20 protein-coding genes are annotated in these 17,004 nt (G+C 62.4%); 13 read left to right on the forward strand and 7 right to left on the reverse strand.

From position 1 onward, the window contains the following. Positions 1-13 precede the first annotated feature (13 nt). Genes C2U37_RS12270 through C2U37_RS12290 form a run of 5 tightly spaced genes read right to left on the reverse strand, consistent with a single transcriptional unit; the run spans position 14 to position 1,814 of the window. On the reverse strand, positions 14-457 hold the full coding sequence (locus tag C2U37_RS12270) for a hypothetical protein (protein WP_104452391.1): 444 nt from the start codon (positions 455-457) through the stop codon (positions 14-16). Positions 458-472: 15 nt separating this feature from the next. Then, the gene (locus C2U37_RS12275) at positions 473-691 is read right to left on the reverse strand and encodes a hypothetical protein (protein ID WP_104452392.1); all 219 of its coding nucleotides are present in this window, start codon (positions 689-691) and stop codon (positions 473-475) included. Beyond that, positions 688-945, reverse strand: a complete 258-nt coding sequence (locus C2U37_RS12280; RefSeq protein ID WP_104452393.1) for an ogr/Delta-like zinc finger family protein — start codon at positions 943-945, stop codon at positions 688-690. The genes C2U37_RS12275 and C2U37_RS12280 overlap by 4 nt, the downstream gene beginning before the upstream one ends. 11 nt (positions 946-956) lie before the next feature. Next, the gene (locus C2U37_RS12285; protein WP_104452394.1) at positions 957-1,472 is read right to left on the reverse strand and encodes a phage regulatory CII family protein; all 516 of its coding nucleotides are present in this window, start codon (positions 1,470-1,472) and stop codon (positions 957-959) included. A gap of 33 nt (positions 1,473-1,505) precedes the next feature. Continuing rightward, positions 1,506-1,814: a hypothetical protein gene (locus tag C2U37_RS12290; protein WP_158656249.1), complete on the reverse strand. Its 309-nt coding sequence runs from the start codon at positions 1,812-1,814 to the stop codon at positions 1,506-1,508. Between the two features lie 258 nt (positions 1,815-2,072). On the opposite strand from C2U37_RS12290, the gene C2U37_RS25055 reads away from it, so the two are divergent. The 10 genes from C2U37_RS25055 (at position 2,073) to C2U37_RS12340 (ending at position 11,251) form a co-directional block, all read left to right on the forward strand. Beyond that, positions 2,073-2,825 (forward strand): S24 family peptidase, encoded by a 753-nt coding sequence (locus C2U37_RS25055; protein WP_233768385.1) that lies wholly within the window; start codon positions 2,073-2,075, stop codon positions 2,823-2,825. A gap of 18 nt (positions 2,826-2,843) precedes the next feature. After that, positions 2,844-3,455 carry a BRCT domain-containing protein gene (locus C2U37_RS12300; protein WP_104452396.1) on the forward strand — a complete coding sequence of 204 codons (612 nt, stop codon included), beginning with the start codon at positions 2,844-2,846 and terminating at the stop codon, positions 3,453-3,455. 60 nt (positions 3,456-3,515) lie between these two features. Continuing rightward, entirely contained in the window at positions 3,516-4,403 is an 888-nt protein-coding gene (locus C2U37_RS24870; protein WP_199770441.1) for a zinc ribbon domain-containing protein, read from the forward strand. Continuing rightward, positions 4,400-5,446, forward strand: a complete 1,047-nt coding sequence (locus C2U37_RS12310; RefSeq protein ID WP_104452397.1) for a phage integrase — start codon at positions 4,400-4,402, stop codon at positions 5,444-5,446. The genes C2U37_RS24870 and C2U37_RS12310 overlap by 4 nt, the downstream gene beginning before the upstream one ends. A gap of 109 nt (positions 5,447-5,555) precedes the next feature. Further along, entirely contained in the window at positions 5,556-6,023 is a 468-nt protein-coding gene (gene gpt / locus C2U37_RS12315) for a xanthine phosphoribosyltransferase (RefSeq protein WP_010675463.1), read from the forward strand. Positions 6,024-6,197: 174 nt separating this feature from the next. Further along, the gene (gene frsA / locus C2U37_RS12320; protein ID WP_104452398.1) at positions 6,198-7,466 is read left to right on the forward strand and encodes an esterase FrsA; all 1,269 of its coding nucleotides are present in this window, start codon (positions 6,198-6,200) and stop codon (positions 7,464-7,466) included. Between the two features lie 62 nt (positions 7,467-7,528). Continuing rightward, the gene (gene crl / locus C2U37_RS12325) at positions 7,529-7,921 is read left to right on the forward strand and encodes a sigma factor-binding protein Crl (protein ID WP_039040346.1); all 393 of its coding nucleotides are present in this window, start codon (positions 7,529-7,531) and stop codon (positions 7,919-7,921) included. A gap of 145 nt (positions 7,922-8,066) precedes the next feature. Next, positions 8,067-9,170, forward strand: coding sequence for a glutamate 5-kinase (gene proB, locus C2U37_RS12330; protein WP_010675460.1), 1,104 nt, complete (start codon positions 8,067-8,069; stop codon positions 9,168-9,170). A 35-nt stretch (positions 9,171-9,205) separates the two neighbouring features. Next, positions 9,206-10,459, forward strand: coding sequence for a glutamate-5-semialdehyde dehydrogenase (locus tag C2U37_RS12335; RefSeq protein WP_104452399.1), 1,254 nt, complete (start codon positions 9,206-9,208; stop codon positions 10,457-10,459). A gap of 156 nt (positions 10,460-10,615) precedes the next feature. Beyond that, on the forward strand, positions 10,616-11,251 hold the full coding sequence (locus C2U37_RS12340) for a murein L,D-transpeptidase catalytic domain family protein (RefSeq protein WP_104452400.1): 636 nt from the start codon (positions 10,616-10,618) through the stop codon (positions 11,249-11,251). Positions 11,252-11,343: 92 nt separating this feature from the next. On the opposite strand, the gene C2U37_RS12345 is transcribed toward C2U37_RS12340, so the two are convergent. Then, positions 11,344-11,775 carry a universal stress protein gene (locus C2U37_RS12345; RefSeq protein ID WP_104452401.1) on the reverse strand — a complete coding sequence of 144 codons (432 nt, stop codon included), beginning with the start codon at positions 11,773-11,775 and terminating at the stop codon, positions 11,344-11,346. Positions 11,776-11,969: 194 nt separating this feature from the next. Between C2U37_RS12345 and C2U37_RS12350 the strand changes: the two genes are divergently transcribed. After that, the gene (locus C2U37_RS12350) at positions 11,970-12,713 is read left to right on the forward strand and encodes a hypothetical protein (protein ID WP_104452402.1); all 744 of its coding nucleotides are present in this window, start codon (positions 11,970-11,972) and stop codon (positions 12,711-12,713) included. A gap of 42 nt (positions 12,714-12,755) precedes the next feature. On the opposite strand, the gene C2U37_RS12355 is transcribed toward C2U37_RS12350, so the two are convergent. Beyond that, positions 12,756-13,259 carry an RNA methyltransferase gene (locus tag C2U37_RS12355; RefSeq protein WP_104452403.1) on the reverse strand — a complete coding sequence of 168 codons (504 nt, stop codon included), beginning with the start codon at positions 13,257-13,259 and terminating at the stop codon, positions 12,756-12,758. A 284-nt stretch (positions 13,260-13,543) separates the two neighbouring features. Here C2U37_RS12355 and C2U37_RS12360 point away from each other — a divergent pair, with 284 nt between their 5' ends. Further along, positions 13,544-16,168, forward strand: coding sequence for a nitrate reductase (locus C2U37_RS12360; RefSeq protein WP_104452404.1), 2,625 nt, complete (start codon positions 13,544-13,546; stop codon positions 16,166-16,168). Positions 16,169-16,196: 28 nt separating this feature from the next. After that, the gene (gene cobA / locus C2U37_RS12365; RefSeq protein ID WP_104452405.1) at positions 16,197-16,955 is read left to right on the forward strand and encodes a uroporphyrinogen-III C-methyltransferase; all 759 of its coding nucleotides are present in this window, start codon (positions 16,197-16,199) and stop codon (positions 16,953-16,955) included. Positions 16,956-17,004 lie beyond the last annotated feature (49 nt).

Below are 17,004 nucleotides of genomic sequence, written 5' to 3' on the forward strand. Positions count from 1 at the left end.
ATAGCGGGGTTTTTTATTGGCCGCTTCCGGCCACCTTCTGCAAAACCGCTCTGCGGCTTTCCAATATGCCGGCCTGCTCGTTGAGCTCGGCCCGGCGCTTGTTCTCGTGTTCTGCCTGTTCCCGCTCGCTGCGGGTCGGCCCCTCAATGCGGCGGGTGGTGCGGTGCCACTCGCGGCGGTGCAGCACGCCGCCATCAAACTCATGCAGGGTTGCCATCAGCTCCCCCAGGGCGAGGCGGATTGCCTCTTGTTGGTCAAAGTCGAACTGGCCCAGCTCGCGCCCGGCTTGGGTGGTCGACACCCCGGCGGCGTAACAAATGACGGCGCGGGCCCGGGTCGGCAAGCGTGACCAGCGGCTGGCCGCCCCATTGCGGCCGAACTGGGCGCGCATTTCTGCCAGCGCTACCTCTGCGGCGCTGGGCTGTTGAACGAGCTCGAAAATCTGTGCGGTGTTCATGGGGTGGCCCTCCGGTTATGCCTGCAGCAGCTTGGTCAGCCAGTGCGGGCGAGGTTGATGGCACGGCTGGAAGCGCAGCGAGCCACGGCGGCCCTGGCTGTCTTCCAGATAACTGCCGTCGAAACGGGTGGTGTTGCGCATCACCGGCTCGTCACCGCTGGTGACGACGGTGGCGCGGTTGAACAGCAAAAACGGCAGCGGGATCAGCCCCGGCTGCTCGGCGCGCAGCTTCATGCGGACTCCTTGAGCGGGATGCTCTTCGACATGGTGTTGTGGTTTTTGCCCACGCCCTTGCAGGACGGCAGCACGATGGCCGGATTGGGCATGGCGGATGGGCTGATGGTGCCGACGATTTCAAACGCCGCCTTGAAGGTGTGGCCGCAGTCGACATTGCTGCAGGCGTAATAGGCGTGGCCTGTCAGCGGGCTCATTTTGGTGGAGGTGCGGGTATTCGCGTGGTAACCGCAGTGGGGGCAAATCAATCTCATGGTCTGGTCTCCTATGCGCCGATGGCGGCGCGGGCCATATCAGCAGCGCACGCAAGGCTGGGGATGGCGTGAAAGCGGTCCTCGACCTCGGTAGCCAGCAGCACAAGGTGCTCGATGCCTGCCCAGATGCCGGTGACGACGGTGTTTCGGTGTGATTTGGTGACGCGGTCACCGGCGAGGAGGGTGGTGGCCTGGGCCGTGACGCCCAGGATCTGGGCCCCTGCATTGAGCGCCTGCTGGGCGCGGGCCTCTGGGGCAACCTGGGCAGCTACCGGCAGACGAACGGCGGTCAGGCCGCAGTCAAACAGCAGGCCATCAAACAGCGTGTCGTCGCCGGTGGCGTGGTAGAGGGCGATGAGATCGTGCGCAGTCAGGTTGTGCCGCTCACACGCCGGGTTGAATTTGTTGTGCAGCACGTGGTGTGACATGCCGATGGTTTCAGCCAATTGGCTGATGTTGTGCGCCTGCTTGAACAGGTCGCAGGCCCCTGCAAAGTGGCTGTGTGAACGAGTGCGCTGGTTTGACACTTTATCCCCCTGTGCTCAATCGCTACCGTTAGGTCAAGCAGCAGCGCGCTGACGCGACTTACTGGTCGAATCCTTGGCCACACGACGACGGGAGTTCTCATGAACGAACTTGAAGTAGTGTTCCGGCTCCTTGGTCATCTCGCGCCAGCGGTGCAGATTGACCCACGGCTTGTCGCCAGCACGCAGTTTGGGAACGATGGGCAGGCGCCCGTCGCTGATCATGTCCTGGGCGGTGCGCAGTGGCAGGTCGAACTTGAGTTCGTCCCGCAGCATGGTGAGGAAGGCGTCCAGCGGAATGGCCGGCAGCATGGTGAGCGCAAGGCTCTGTTTGATGGTTTCCAACTGGCGCAGCACTTCTGCCAGTGCGTCAACTGGAGGTTGAACCGCGTCACCTATCGGTGCGGCATGCGCCCCTAAAGGCTGTTTTTCGGTGTCACGTTGCGTCATACTGCGCCCCTATGCGTTTACTTTTTACCTGTAGACAGAAATGCACTCACTATCCCGACGATTGGTGTGCATTGCTGATTTTAAGTAAGAGTATCCGCTGATGCGATATCGCGCAACCTAAAAGTGTGAATCTGTGATCAGGGGTGTAAATCTATGGAGATTCTTAACGGCACAGCCTTTGATTTGGAAGATTTTGCCAAGAGGATGAAACAACTGGTAGGTCGAGAGACTTATAGTTCATTTGGCCGGAGAGTCGGCGTGAGTGATGCGGTTGTCAGGAAATATTGTCTAGGTGAAACGATGCCCTCCATCGGGCTGGTATCTCAAATCTGCGGGCACGAACCGCGGCTGTTCCTCTGGCTCTGCCTTGGTTTGGGTGAACAACCTGAACAGGCGACAGAGCACCCCGAAGTCCCCGCCTATGCACGTGCAGCTCAGAGTGACGACGTGACTGGGATCGCAGAGTCCGGCGCTGCTTACCACCAGATGCAGGATTACACCCTGGTCGATTGCTACCAGGTGTTTGCGTCGGCCGGGTTCGGCGCCACCGTCTCCGACGAGCTGAAAACCGAGCCTATGGCGTTTCGCACTGACTGGCTCAAGAAAGAGGGGCTGGCACCGGAACGGCTGGCGGTCATCCGCGCCAAGGGCGACAGCATGGAGCCCACAATCAGCAATAACGACATCATCCTGGTGAACCTGTGCAACGGCGATGCCCTGCGCGATGGCCTCTATGTGCTGCGCATTGGCGACAGCCTGCTGGTGAAGCGGCTGCAATTCGACGTGCTCGGCGGGATCAAGGTCATCTCTGACAATCCTGGCTATGAAACCCAGGTGGTGACCAAGGACCAACGGGCCGATGTGCATATCGTCGGCCGCGTGGCATGGGCGGGTAAAAAATTCTGATATAGCAGGAGGCTAACCGTGTTTGATCTTCACTCTTCTGAGTCAATCCGGTATCAGGGCACAGAAGTGCCAGTGTTCAATATTCTCTATTTGAACAATAAAGGCGTGCTCTCTGCCAAGAGAGTCGCCGTTTACCACACCAACCCAGAGCGCAACCTGGTCTATGGCCACCAGGTGACGGTGGCGGCCGATGCCGAGCCATCTACCAGCGAATACCCGACCTTCGTGTCTCTTCGCGCTGACCGGGTGATCGATGTGTTCGATACGCCCGAAGAGGCGTTGACAGCCTTCGAGCAAGCAGAGGCCCGTTATGCTGACCGGATCCAGCAAATCAAGTCAGCACCTGACTATCATGGCCCGAAACTCCCACAAGATTACTCATTCAAGGTCTGCTTCACCGGGTTCAGCAAAGCCGATAAAGCCGGGTTAACTGAGCTGGCAGAGTCTGCTGGCATGAAGGTGGTGACGGGGGTATCTGCCTCGCTCGATTTCTTGTGCTGCGGTGACAACGCCGGATGGTCGAAGATGAAAAAGGCCAACGAGCTCGGGGTGCCATTGGTACGCGATGAGCAAATCAGGCTGCTGGTTGAGACTGGCGAGCTGCCTGAATCCTATAGCGAAATGAGCTAGAACCATGCCAGGCGGCATGGGTATCGCCTGGTACAACAACAAAAAGCAACGGTGATAAACATGTCCCTCATTGAATGCCCTGATTGCAAACATCAGATCTCTGATGCTGCGGTGAGCTGCCCACACTGTGGAAGGCCCAACACTCCCCCTGTGATAGTCCCGGAACCCGAGAGCCAACAAGCTGCGGTGCAGCGAAAGACCAGCACTCGGCTTAAGGTCGGCATCGTCCTTCTACCCATGCTGTTCGCATGGTTCACCTTGGGTAAAGGTTACAGCCAGCGGGCTCGGCTATTTTCTTTTGCCTGGTTGCTGTTCACATTGATGTTGGCTCTCAGTGGCGGTGCAGATAAGCAACCGACCACCACCGCAGAAGCCACCCCCATTGAGCAGACTGAGCCTGCAGAACAGAGTTGGGAGAATAACCCTGTAACTTCGGATGCCGACAAAGAGGTTGCAACCGAAGAACCAGAAGTGGCGGTGGAATCAAAGCCTGCAGCGACATTCGATCTGACTCCCACATTGTTCACCCAGAAGTTCAACAAGATCGCTCGAACTATTGACCCCTCATTTTCTATCGGGAAGCTGGTCATCAAAGATGGACAGGTGAATGACACTTTCACTCATATGTTCAGCAACAATATTGGGCTGGTCGGGGTGATTGATAAGAGCAGTGGCAAGGTGACGAGCTTCATGTATCTGTTCAGTGGCTCACAGGATTCCAATGAAATCGTTCAGGCCATTGTTACGCCGCTTATCGTTTCTCAGATTGTGAACCCAGAGCAGAAGAAGGAGACGATGAGCAAGCTCATTATGGGCATGATCACCGATTCAATGCAGAACCTCGATAGCGGGGAGACCGTGGAGCATGAGGTGGGTAACGTCAAATATTCATCTGGTGCTAGCAAACTCACCGGGCTGATGTTGTCTATCGAACCCAAAGTCTCGTGACCGTCCGAAAACTCGACGACGGCAAGCCTCGCCTCTGGCTTGCCGAAGTCTATCCCCAAGGCCGTGAAGGCCCCCGCAAGCGCAAGCGCTTCGCCACCAAGGGCGAGGCGCTGGCCTGGGAAAAGTGGTTGCTGGAAGAGAGCAACAGCAACCCCTGGCTCACCGCCAACAAGGTGACCGAAGACAAGCGGCGCTTGTCCGACGTCATCGACCTCTGGTTCCGTTTGCATGGGCAGACACTGGTCTCTGGCGAACAGGTCAAGCGCAAACTCGACTTGATGGCCGAGGCGATGGGCAACCCCTATGCGGTCGATCTCAACAAAGGGCATTTCGCCACGTACCGGGAAGGGCGACTCACTGGAGCCATCATCTTCCCTGGCCGCTGCCGTGATCGGGCCGCTGGGCCCAAAACGGTGAACGACGAACAGCGCTTGCTGAATGCGGTGTTTGGAGAGCTGATCCGATTGGGGGAATGGGTGAACCCCCACCCATTGACTGGCCTGCGGCAGGTCAAAACCCATGAATCGGAGATGACCTACCTCACGGCAGCGCAGATCGACATGCTGCTGGCCAGTTGCGCGACCTCCCGGGTTCCGGCGTTGACCACGGTGGTCAAACTCTGTCTGGCCACCGGGGCGCGTTGGTCTGAGGTGCAGGGGCTGACCAGCGCCCAGGTGAGCAAGTATCGGCTGACGTTCACCCAGACCAAGAGCAAGCGCAATCGCTCGGTCCCCATCTCGCCAGAGCTCTATGAACTGATCCCCAAACGCGGCATCCATGAAGGCAGGTTGTTCCCTCCCTGCTATGACGCATTTGAGTATGCCGCGCAAAAATCCGGGGTGAACCTGCCGGAGGGCCAACTTTCTCATGTGCTCAGACATACGTTTGCCAGCCATTTTATGATGAATGGTGGTAATATCCTTGTCCTACAGCGAATCCTCGGTCACAGCACCATCACCATGACCATGAGGTACGCCCATTTTGCCCCCGAACATTTGGATGACGCGGTCAGATTAAACCCTCTGATCAGCCCTCACTCATAGGTGAAAAATGGCGGCAAAGTGGCGGCAGAGCTCCGCACGGAATGCGTGATACCGCGTGATGTTGCACGCTAACCCTTTGTTTTAACTGTAAGTCGTTGAGCCAATTACTATGCCTAAGAAATTCTATGTATCGTGGGATAACCTGCAACGCGAAGCGCGCCGTCTGGCCCGTCGTCAACTGCCTGTCAGCCAGTGGAAAGGGATCATCGCCGTCAGCCGCGGTGGTCTGGTGCCTGCGGCCCTGATGGCCCGCGAACTTGGCATTCGCAATGTCGAAACCCTCTGCATCTCCAGCTATGACCACGACAACCAGCGCGAGCTAGCGGTGGTGAAGGCTGCCACCACCGCAGGTGACGGTGAAGGCTGGCTGGTGGTGGACGATCTGGTGGACACCGGCGGCACCGCCAAGGCGATCCGCGAGCTCTACCCCAGAGCCAAGTTCATCACCATCTTCGCCAAGCCCATGGGCGAACCCCTGGTGGATGACTTCGAAGTCGCCATTCCGCAGGACACCTGGATTGAACAGCCCTGGGACATGGCGCTGGAGTTCGCCAAGCCGATCTGCGACGAAGCGTAATCGCCCCACCGGTCGCGACCAGTGACTCCCCGGCATTCGGGAGCGGACTGATCCGTCGTGATGCAAGGTTGACCACATTGAGCCCCTTTTGGGGCTCAATGCGTATCTGGTGTGGCTGCTCGATGTGAAAAGTGGTTAAGATGGGACATTGTTTGAGACAGAAGAGCCACCATTTTGGAACCAAACGACGATACCAATCTGACGGAAAAGCTGTTTACCCGGGTCAAAAAGGTATTGGAAACTTCCGAAGTCTCCAACTCGAGCCCCGTCGACGAGCAAGACAGCGCACTGTCTGACAGCTTCATCGATGGCGCCCTGTCGCCCCGCTGGTATCGCCTGCTGCGCAGACCGACCTGGGCCTGGCAGGGGGCCGATCCCGTCGAGGTGGAGCAGACCCTGGCGCACATCGCCATGGGGCAGGGGGAGCGCAGTCACGAACGCTATCTGGACACCATCAAGGGCTATGTGCCCGGCAACTGGGTCTATGAGTGGAGTCAGCTCGCCGGCCGTTATTTCAATACGGGGCGGACGCTGCTTGGGGAAGGGGATCGCGCCGCGGCGCTGAAGAGCCTGCTCAAGGCAGTGCGCTACTACTCCATCGCAAGCTACCCCCACCTCAAGCACGACGAGCTGGCGGATCAGGCCCAGTTACTCGGCAACATGGCCTATCGCGAGGCAGGACGCCTGTTCAAGGTGCCCCTCAAGGAGTTGCAGGTCCCGTTTCGGGGCAAGACCATCCAGGGCTACCTGCATCTGCCCACCACCGAGAAACCTGTGCCCCTGGTCATCGTCAGCGGTGGCATCGATTCGCTTCAGGTGGACTTCCTCAACTTCTATTTCAAGTGTCTCGAGCCCCATGGCATCGGGATGCTCTCCCTGGACATGCCGGGCACCGGCTATGCCGAGCACTGGCCCCTGGTGCAGGACACCAGCCGCCTGCACCAGGCGGTGCTGGGCTACCTCTCGGAGGTGGCCTGGGTCGATCACCAGCGCATCGCCATGGTGGGGTTCCGCCTCGCCGGCAATGTGGCGGCCCGTCTCGCCTTCGTCGAGCCGTTCAAGCTTAGGACCGTGGTCTGCATCGGTGCCGGCATCAACCAGGTGTTCACCAATCAGGAGATGTTCGCCCGCTGCCCGCGCATGATGCGCGACGGGCTGGCGAACCGGCTGGGGGCGGACGCGGCCCAGTGGGATCTGCTGCGCACCAAGTGTCAGGTCTTCTCCCTCAAGACCCAGGGATTGCTGGGGAGTCGCACTTCCGTGCCGATATTGAGTATCGGGCACAAGAAAGATTTTATTTGTCCCGAGCAGGATGTCCGGGCATTGGCCGCTGCGAGTCGCAACGGCAAGGCGGTGGTGTTTGACAAGCAGCCACTGCTCGAGGTCTATGACGAGGCACTGAAAGAGACGGTAGATTGGCTCAAAAAGCACTTATGTACATGATATAAAACTAAAAATGTAACATCACCATGTGATGGTATGGCTTGTTCAACAGGGAGGTTAGCATGTCAGAAAGAGTGACTTACAAGCGATTGCTGCGGCAGTTCGCGGCCATTGGCCCCTATTTGCGTGAAGACCTGTGCGAGGAGGGCCGCTACCGCTTTGACTGCCTGTCCGTCTGTGTCAGCGCCAAGCCTGCTCCGGACAAGCGGGAGTTCTGGGGCTGGTGGCTGGTGCTGGAGCAGGCGGATCACAGCTTCAGCTACCACTATCAGACGGGGTTCTACAACGCGGACGGGGAGTGGATCGACAAGGCGCTGCCCAAGAAGCATCAGGCGGAAGTGGAACGCACCCTGCAACATTTCTACAAGCTCATTAGCGGCAAGCTGACCCAGCTGGAGTGCACCCTATCCCCCGCGAAGCAGGTGACTGCCGAACTGAGCGTGACGGCAGCCTGATCCCCAAGCCCCGCATCTTCCCGGTGCGGGGTACCCCGATGCTTTGTCACCGAGCCCGCAACTGCCTGGCGAGGCTTAATTGCCTTGCAGGGCAGGGGGGCCGTGGGTATAAAGGGATTCCTTACTTTTCTAACCCTTCGTTCCCATGGAAAACAGAACCATAGTCGTCAAACTGGGCACCAGCGTGCTCACCGGGGGATCTGCCCGCCTCAACCGTGCCCACATGGTCGAGCTGGTCAGACAATGTGCCGCCTTGCATCGACACGGGCACCGTGTCGTACTGGTCACGTCGGGGGCCATCGCCGCCGGTCGTGAGCATCTGGGCCACCCTCCGCTGGCGCCTACCCTGCCGAACAAACAGATGCTGGCGGCGGTGGGTCAGACCCAGCTCATCCGGGTATGGCAGGACCTGTTCAACCTCTACGGGCTGCACATCGGCCAGATGCTGCTGACCCGCGCCGACCTGGAAGACAGGGAGCGCTACCTCAATGCCCGCGACACCCTGCGCACTCTGCTCGATCACCGCATCATCCCCGTCATCAACGAGAACGACGCCGTGGCCACCGCCGAGATCAAGGTGGGGGACAACGACAACCTCTCCGCCCGTGCCGCCATCCTGGCGGATGCTGACTTGCTGATCCTGCTCACGGATCAGAAGGGGCTCTTCACCGCCGACCCGCGCACCAACCCGGATGCCCAGCTCATCGAAGAGGTGCAGACCATAGACGACACCCTGCGCTCCCTTGCCGGTGACAGCGTGAGCGGCCTTGGCACCGGTGGCATGGCCACCAAGTTGCAGGCGGCCGACGTGGCGCGCCGGGCCGGGGTGGACGTGGTGATCGCCACCGGCCAGATCCCGGAAGTGATCGGCCGACTCGCCGCCGGGGAGCGGGTGGGGACCCTGTTCCCGGCCCTGGCATCCCCCCTGGAAGGGCGCAAGAGCTGGATCCTGGCAGGGCCCCCTCCCCACGGTGAAGTGCAGGTGGATCAGGGGGCCGTGGCCGCCATGCAGGAGAAGGGCTCCAGCCTGCTGCCCAAGGGCATCGTCGCGGTGAAAGGAGATTTCGTGCGTGGCGACGTGGTGCGTATCCTGGATCCCAAGGGGAGCGAGCTGGCTCGCGGTATCTGCCGTTACGACCATCTGGAGCTGGATCGGCTGCGGGGGGTCCACTCGGATCAGATTGAACAGGTATTGGGTTACGGCTATGGGGCCGTGGCCATCCACCGTGATGACATGGTGCTGCTCTGAACAGGGCGGCACCGCATGAACAAAAGGGAACTGTGATGAGTCTGGAGAAAATGGGGCAGGCGGCCCGTGAAGCCGCCTATCAACTGGCCACCGTCAGCACGGCACAGAAGAACCGGGCGCTGGCGGCCATCGCCGATGAACTGGAAGCACGCAGTGCCCAGATCCTGGCGGCCAACGAGAAAGACATCGCCGCCGGGCGCGAGGCGGGGCTCACGGAAGCCATGCTGGATCGCCTGCTGCTCAACCCGGCGCGCCTTGCCGGCATAGTGGCGGATGTGCGCAAGGTGATCACCCTAGACGATCCGGTCGGGGCCGAAATCGACAGCCGGGTGCTGGAGAATGGCCTGCGCCTCTCCCGTCGCCGGGTGCCCATCGGTGTCATCGGCGTCATCTACGAGGCGCGCCCCAATGTCACCATCGACATCGCCAGCCTCTGCCTCAAGACCGGCAACGCCAGCATTCTGCGCGGCGGTCGCGAGACCTTCCACTCCAACCTGGAGTTGGTGCGGGTGATCCAGCATGCCCTGGCGGCGTCCGGTCTGCCCGAGGCGGCGGTGCAGTACATCGACAACCCGGACAGGGCGCTGGTGGCCGAGTTGCTGCGCCTTGACCGTTACGTGGACATGATCATCCCTCGCGGCGGCGCGGGTCTTCACAAGATGTGTAAGGAGAACAGTTCCATCCCCGTCATCATCGGCGGGTTCGGTATCAGCCACATCTTCGTGGACGAGAGCGCCGATCTGGCGCGTTCCCTGGCGGTCATCGAGAACGCCAAGGTCCAGCGCCCCTCCGCCTGCAATGCCCTCGATACCCTGCTGGTACACGAGAAGCTGGCGGCCACCTTGCTGCCGCAACTGGTGGCTCTGATGAACGAGCGCAAGGTGACCCTGGTGGGAGCGCCCAATGCCATGGCGCTGCTGGCTGGCAGCGACAACCTGTGCGACGCGGGGCCGGAAGATTTCGACACCGAGTGGCTGGGGTTGACCCTGGGGGTCAAGGTGGTGGCGGACGTCAACGAGGCGCTCGCCCATATGCGCGAGCACAACGCCGGCCACTCCGATGCCATCCTGACCAACTCCCTCGCCAATGCCGAGCGTTTCGTCAACGGGGCCGGTTCGGCGGCGGTCTATGTCAACGCCTCCACCCGCTTCACCGACGGCGGCCAGTTTGGCCTCGGGGCCGAGGTGGCGGTCTCGACCCAGATGCTTCACGCCCGTGGCCCCATGGGGCTGACCGAACTCACCAGCTACAAGTGGGTGGGGCAGGCGGATTATCTCAGCCGTGCCTGATCCAGGCACGCTCAGCAAGCAGGACAATGCCGACTCAGGTCGGCATTTTTGTGCTTTTTTATTGCTCGCAATCAATGGCTTGCATATAACTATCCAGCAGGATGCGGTGTCACCCGGGGCATCAGGCCAGCGACAGCAAGGGGAGCAACTTCAAGGATGAAGGGATGGGATAGGAGTGCGTGGTGGGGCAGCCTCTGGCTGAGCCTGCCACTGCTGCTGGGGGCGCTCTGTTTCAGCGGCGCCAGCCACGCCAGCTGGGACCAGGATCTCTATCGTCAGCTCGGCCTGGCCGGCAAGCTCGACAGCCGCGTGTTTCGCAAGGCCCTGGACGGTTACCAGAGCGTGCGCCACAAGCGAAAACCCATTCTCACCATCATCGACTACAGCAAGCCCTCGACCATGCGCCGGCTGTTCGTCATCGACGTCAAGCGCCACAAGCTGCTCTACCACACCTGGGTCAGCCACGGCCGCAATTCGGGGGAGCTGGCCGCCCGCCAGTTCTCGAATCAGATGAATTCCCGGCAAAGTTCCCTCGGGGTCTACCGCACCGCCGAGACCTATCAGGGCAAGCATGGTTACTCCCTGCGTCTCGACGGCCTCAGTCCCGGCAAGAACAGCAATGCCCGCAAGCGCGCCATCGTGGTGCACGGGGCGGATTATGCCAGCCCCAGGCATCTGCAGAAGTTTGACAAGCTGGGGCGCAGCTGGGGATGCCCGGCCCTGCCAAGGGAGCAGTCCAGGGCGATCATCGACACCATCAAGGGAGGGAGCGTCATCTATGCCCATGGCTGAGACCCTGCCGGCGAGTCTGCTGCGATGAGCATCTCATGGCAATAAACAGCAAAAAGGCCAGCATATGCTGGCCTTGGCGCATCAGGCGGGGATTATTTGCGGACCACCAGCACAGGGCAGGGGGCGTGGCGCACCACGGATTCCGCCACGCTGCCCACCAGCAGGTGGGTGATGCCGGAGCGGCCATGGCTGCCCATGACCACGAGATCCACCTTGTCTTCCTTCGCCTGGAGGACGATTTCATCGGCGGCGCGGCCAAAACGAACCTCGAACTTGGCCGTAATGGGCAGGCAGGCGACCAGTTCCTTGAGCTGACTCTTGGCCTGGCGCTCCATCTCGTGGGTGATCTCGATGGCCGTCATGTGCAGGATCTTGTAGCTGTCGAAGCCGTGCAGCTGATCCACCACGTGGACCAGTTTGAGCTCGGCCTGGTGGGTGTTGGCCATGAAGACGGCGTAGTCGAGTACCGCTCTGGACATCTCGGAGAAATCGACGGGGCAGAGCAGGGATTTGATGGTTGGCATGAGAATCTCCCCTCAAGTTGGGCTACTAATGAATCTTGTTTGCCATGATACGCTGTGGGGCGACAATAACCCTCGACCCGCTCGCAAAATGGGGAAAATGTCGGCCGGGACTCTGTTTTTCTATGCTATCTGTATGCCTGAACGGGCCGTCCGGCGGTGAGCATCTGCCGAGTGCCATATCACTGAGGATATTCATGGTTCGTCTTTTTCTGTTCTGTTGCCTGCTGATCACCTCGTTCGTGCGGGCAGACACCATACACGTCTATTGCGACGACTGGCCCGGCTTCTGTCACCGGGACGGCAAGGGGGTCTATCTGGATGTGGTTCGAGCCATCTATGAACCCCTGGGGCACGAGGTGAAGCTTCACATGGTGCCTTACAAACGGGCACTGGCGGTGGTGTCGAAAAAGGAGGGGGGCATGGCGATGGGGGTCTATCGGGGAGAGGTGCCCGGGGTCCATCAGCCCGACTACCCCGACTCGGCGGACTACGTGAGCGTGGTGATGCAAAAGCGCTGGCTGCCGCACTGGGCAGGGGAGCACAGCCTCAAGGAGCAGGAGGTGCTCTGGCTGAGGGGGTGGGCCTTTGACAAGTTCATCCCGGAGCCGATGCGCTGGTTCGAGATAGACAGCCACGAGATGGCGCTGCAACTGCTGATCAAGGGGCGTTACCGCTACTACCTGACCGACGGCGCCCTCTACCCCGAAGGCTCCCTTCCCCCCGAGCTGGTACAGGTATTCCTGCGCTGGATCCCGACCTACCCCATCTTCGCCGATACCCCGAAGGGCAGGCAGTTGCACGGGCTCTGGGATCCCGGCATGCGTACCCTGATAAGGCAGGGCAAGCTGGCGGAGATCTATCGGCAGAACAAGCTCTACGACTACTACCAGGACTTTCTCAGGGAGCAGGTGGTGCGGGCGAACAAGCCACTGCCCTAGCTGTCGGGCCTGATGCCGTCATCGGGCCCCGCTTGTTCTGCCTCAGCCTTTGGCGCTGAGCGTCTTGGCCAACCGGTCATAGAGGATGACGTTGACCGAGGCGGCCAGGTTCATGCAACCCTGAGTCGGCACATAGATGACCTCCTTCACCGCCGCGAAGCGGGAGGGTTCCAGGGTGCCATCCTCCGGGCCGAAGATGTAGAAGGCTCTTTCGGGGTGCACGTAATCCGGCAGGGGCGTGGCCCCCTCGATCAAATCCACCAGCACTGGGGTGCAGCCCTCGGGCACGAAGTCCAGCAGCTCCTCGACCCCGAGCAGGGGGATCTTCTCCACCATCTGCTTGGTGTCGGTGACAAAACGGCGTGCCAGCTCGAAGCGCTGCCCCGTGTAGTAGACCTCGTCCGCCCCGTAGCAGCCGGCGGCCCGCATCACGGCGCCCACGTTCTCCGGGGATTTGGGATTGACCAACCCGATGGCGCAATAGTCCCCTCTCTCCCGGGCATCTGCCCGGTGCTGCCCGGCAGCGCCTTCATCTGACACTTTCATCTCTCTCTCCTGTGTGGCGGCGCATTATACCCCCGGTGGGCCCCTTGCCCAGCGTGCGGGGCGGATTCCCGCAAGGCGGGCCCAACAAGGGGGCGGCTGCACCGTGGCGGCGCAGCCCGACACCCTGATGCGCAATGGCGGCGCCCCTTGCATCCTGGCGCGGGGTTTGCAGTCACTTCCCCATACAAGACGATGAGGCATCCGGACAAAGGCGTCCGTCCCCGCAGGGGGGCGGACGCTTTTTTTATGGGCCCCTCGTCAGACACATGACAAGGAGCAAGGGAATGAAGACCACCTGTGCCTATTGCGGAGTGGGGTGCGGCATCCGGCTGAGCCGGGAGGGCGACAACTGGCAGTTGCAGGGGGATGAGCAGCATCCGGCCAATGGCGGCGCCCTGTGCGTCAAGGGAGCCAGCCTGCTGGAGAGCCTGGCCTTTCCCGATCGCCTGCTCTATCCGCGCTGGATGGGGCAGCGCATCGGCTGGGAGGAGGCCCTGGACACCCTGGCGGAGCGTTTTGCCGCCATCCTGGCCGAGTCCGGGCCGGATGCCATCGGCATCTATCTGTCGGGCCAGCTGACCACCGAGGATTACTACGTCGCCAACAAGCTGATGAAGGGGTACCTGGGCAGTGCCAACGTGGACACAAACTCCCGGCTCTGCATGTCGTCGGCGGTGGTGGCCCACCAGCGCGCCTTCGGGGAGGATCTGGTGCCCGCCTGCTACGAGGATCTCGAGCTCGCCGATCTGGTGGTGCTCACCGGTGCCAACACCGCCTGGACCCATCCCGTGCTGTTTCGCCGCCTGCAGCAGGCCAGGGCGCGGCGCCCCGAGCTCAGGCTGGTGGTGCTGGATCCCCGCCGCACCATGACGGTGGAGCAGGGGGATCTGCATCTGGCACTCAAACCCGGCAGCGACGTGACGCTCTGGAACGGCCTGTGCCGCTACCTGCTCGATGTAGATGGCTGGGACAAGGCCTATGTGGCGCAGCACGTGAGCGGCTTCGAGGCGTTGGCGGGGGCGCTGGACGATCCGGCCTGGCAACTGGACGAGGTGGCCCGCAGCTGCGGCCTCTCCCGCAGCGATCTGCTCGGTTTCTACCAGCTCTTTGCCCGCACCCCCAAGACCGTCACCCTGTTCTGCCAGGGGATCAACCAGTCCAACCAGGGGGTAGACAAGGCCAACGCCATCATCAACGCCCACCTGATGTGCGGTCGCATCGGCAAGCCGGGGGCGGCTCCCTTCTCCATGACGGGGCAACCCAACGCCATGGGAGGACGTGAGGTGGGGGGGCTTGCAACCCAGCTCGCCGCCCACATGGGCTTTGGCGAGGCCGAGTGCGATCGGGTACAGCGCTTCTGGGGAAGCCCGACCATGGTGCGCGGGCCGGGGCACAAGGCCGTCGAGCTGTTCGAGGCGGTGCACCGGGGGGAGATCCGCGCGCTCTGGGTGCTCGGCACCAACCCGGCCGTCTCCCTGCCGGACGGCAACCGGGTGCGCGAGGCCCTGAGCCGCTGCGAGCTGCTGGTGGTCTCCGAGGTGACCGCCAACACCGACACGGCGCGCCTCGCCCACCTGCTGTTGCCTGCCGCCGCCTGGGGGGAGAAGAGCGGCACCGTCACCAACTCCGAGCGCACCATCAGCCGCCAGCGCGCCTTCCTGCCCCTGCCGGGGGAGGCCAGGCCAGACTGGTGGGCCCTGACCCGGCTCGCCCGCCGGCTCGGCTTTGGCGAGGGGTTCGCCTATGAGCACGAGCACGAGATCTTCTGCGAGCATGCCGCCCTCTCCGGGTTTGAGAACGACGGATCCCGCCAGTTCGACATCTCCGGGCTGGCGGGTCTCACCCGTGCCGAATTCGAGGCGTTGGAACCCTTGAGCTGGCCCGTCAACGCCGACTGGCCCCGTGGGCGGGATCGCCTGTTCGAGGATGGGCGCTTTGCCACCCCGGATGGCCGGGCCCGCCTTCTGCCCCTGGCCCAGCGCTTCCCCGAGCAGCCAGAAACGCCCCCGCTTGCAGGGGCTGTCTCCCTGCTCCTCAACAGTGGCCGCCTGCGGGATCAGTGGCACACCATGACCCGCACCGGCCACGTGCCCCGGTTGCAGGAGGCCGAGCCCTGGCCCAGGGTGCGAATGGGGGCCGCCAGCCTGCTGGCGCTTGGCGTGAAGGAGGGGGATCTGGTGCGCCTTTGCAACGGGCTCGGTGAGGCGCTGCTGCTGGTGGGGCTGGATGAGGGGCTCAGGGAGGGGGAGGCCTTTCTGCCCATGCACTGGACCGACAGCCAGTGCAGCCAGGGGGCGGTCAACCGCCTCATCGCCCCCGTGGTGGATCCCCTCTCGGGCCAGCCCATGTTCAAACAGGGGCGTGTGCAGGCCAGGGCGCAGCCCACCCGCTGGCAAGGGATCTGGTGTGGCCGTGGTGAGTGGCGCGAGCCGGTGGACTGGTGGGCCAGGCGTCCCCTGCCCGAGGGGAACTGCACCCTGCTGGCCTCCTGGTCAGAGAGCACAGAGAGCCTGTGGCAACGGCTGGGGGCCGAGGGGCACTGGCTCAGGCTGCCCATGAAGGAGGGGTGGCTGGCCGTGGCCCTGGCCGGAGATCGTATCGAGGGGATCCTGCTGGTGGGGGTGCGGCGCCCGGACATCAAGGTCGACCTGCTGGCCAGTCTGCTCGGCACGCCGCTCCAGGCGGGGGCCCTGAGCCAGACCCTGAGCCAGGCCCTGGCCGGGGAGAGCCGGCTGGTCTGCTCCTGCCTGCGGGTATCGGAGCAGCGCATCGTCGATGCCATCACCCGGCAGGGGGTGAGCGAGCTGGCGGGGCTGCAGGCCCTGCTCGGCTGTGGCAGCAACTGCGGCACCTGTCTGCCCGAAATCGACAAGCTGTTGATCAAACATGTTTTCCTGGCATCCGCTTAGTGCGGTGCCAGGACACAAGGAGCCTGAGATGAGCCAAATCAGTCTGGTGGGAGCGGGCCCCGGGCCCCTCGAATTGTTGACCCTGCGCGCCCTGCACCGTCTGGAGGCGGCAGAGGTCGTGGTCTATGACCGCTTGGTGGGGAGCGAGATCCTGGCCCGCATTCCCCACGGGGCGGCCCGCTTCGACGTGGGCAAGCGCTGCGGTGAGCCGAGCCCGACCCAGGAGGAGATCAACGCCCTGCTGCTGGCCCTGGCCCGCACGGGCAAGCGGGTGGTGCGCCTCAAGGGAGGGGATCCCCTGGTGTTCGGGCGCGGCGGCGAGGAGGCGCTGCACCTGGCCCGGCACGGCATCGAGGCCGAGCTGGTGCCGGGGATCACGGCGGCCCTGGGGTGCGCCGCCAGCAGCTTCATTCCCCTGACCCACAGGGGGCTGGCCCGCTCCCTGACCCTGGTGACGGGACACCTGATGGACGAGCGCGACTATCAGGGTTGGCACGGGCTGACCCGGGCGGGCCACACCCTGGTGTTCTACATGGGGCTGGAGCGGGCGGCCCGCATTCGGGAAGGGATGTTGAGGGCGGGGGCCCCGGGCGCGCTGCCGGTGGCCCTGGTGGTGGCTGGCTGCAGCCCCCGCCAACAGGTGCACGAGGCCACGCTCGATGGCCTGGAGCAGGCCGCCCGTGCCCTGCTGGGCCAGAGCCCGGTGCTGATCATCATGGGGGAGGTGGTGCGGCTGCGCGCCGAGCTGCAGGGACTGCTGACGGAGGCCCTGGAACGGGTCGCCTGAGGGGCGATTCTCCCTCTACCCCCACTACCTCCTGATAGATAAAAAGGAG

The sequence above is a fragment of the Aeromonas sp. ASNIH1 genome (genome assembly GCF_002934285.1).
GTDB lineage: Bacteria > Pseudomonadota > Gammaproteobacteria > Enterobacterales > Aeromonadaceae > Aeromonas > Aeromonas caviae.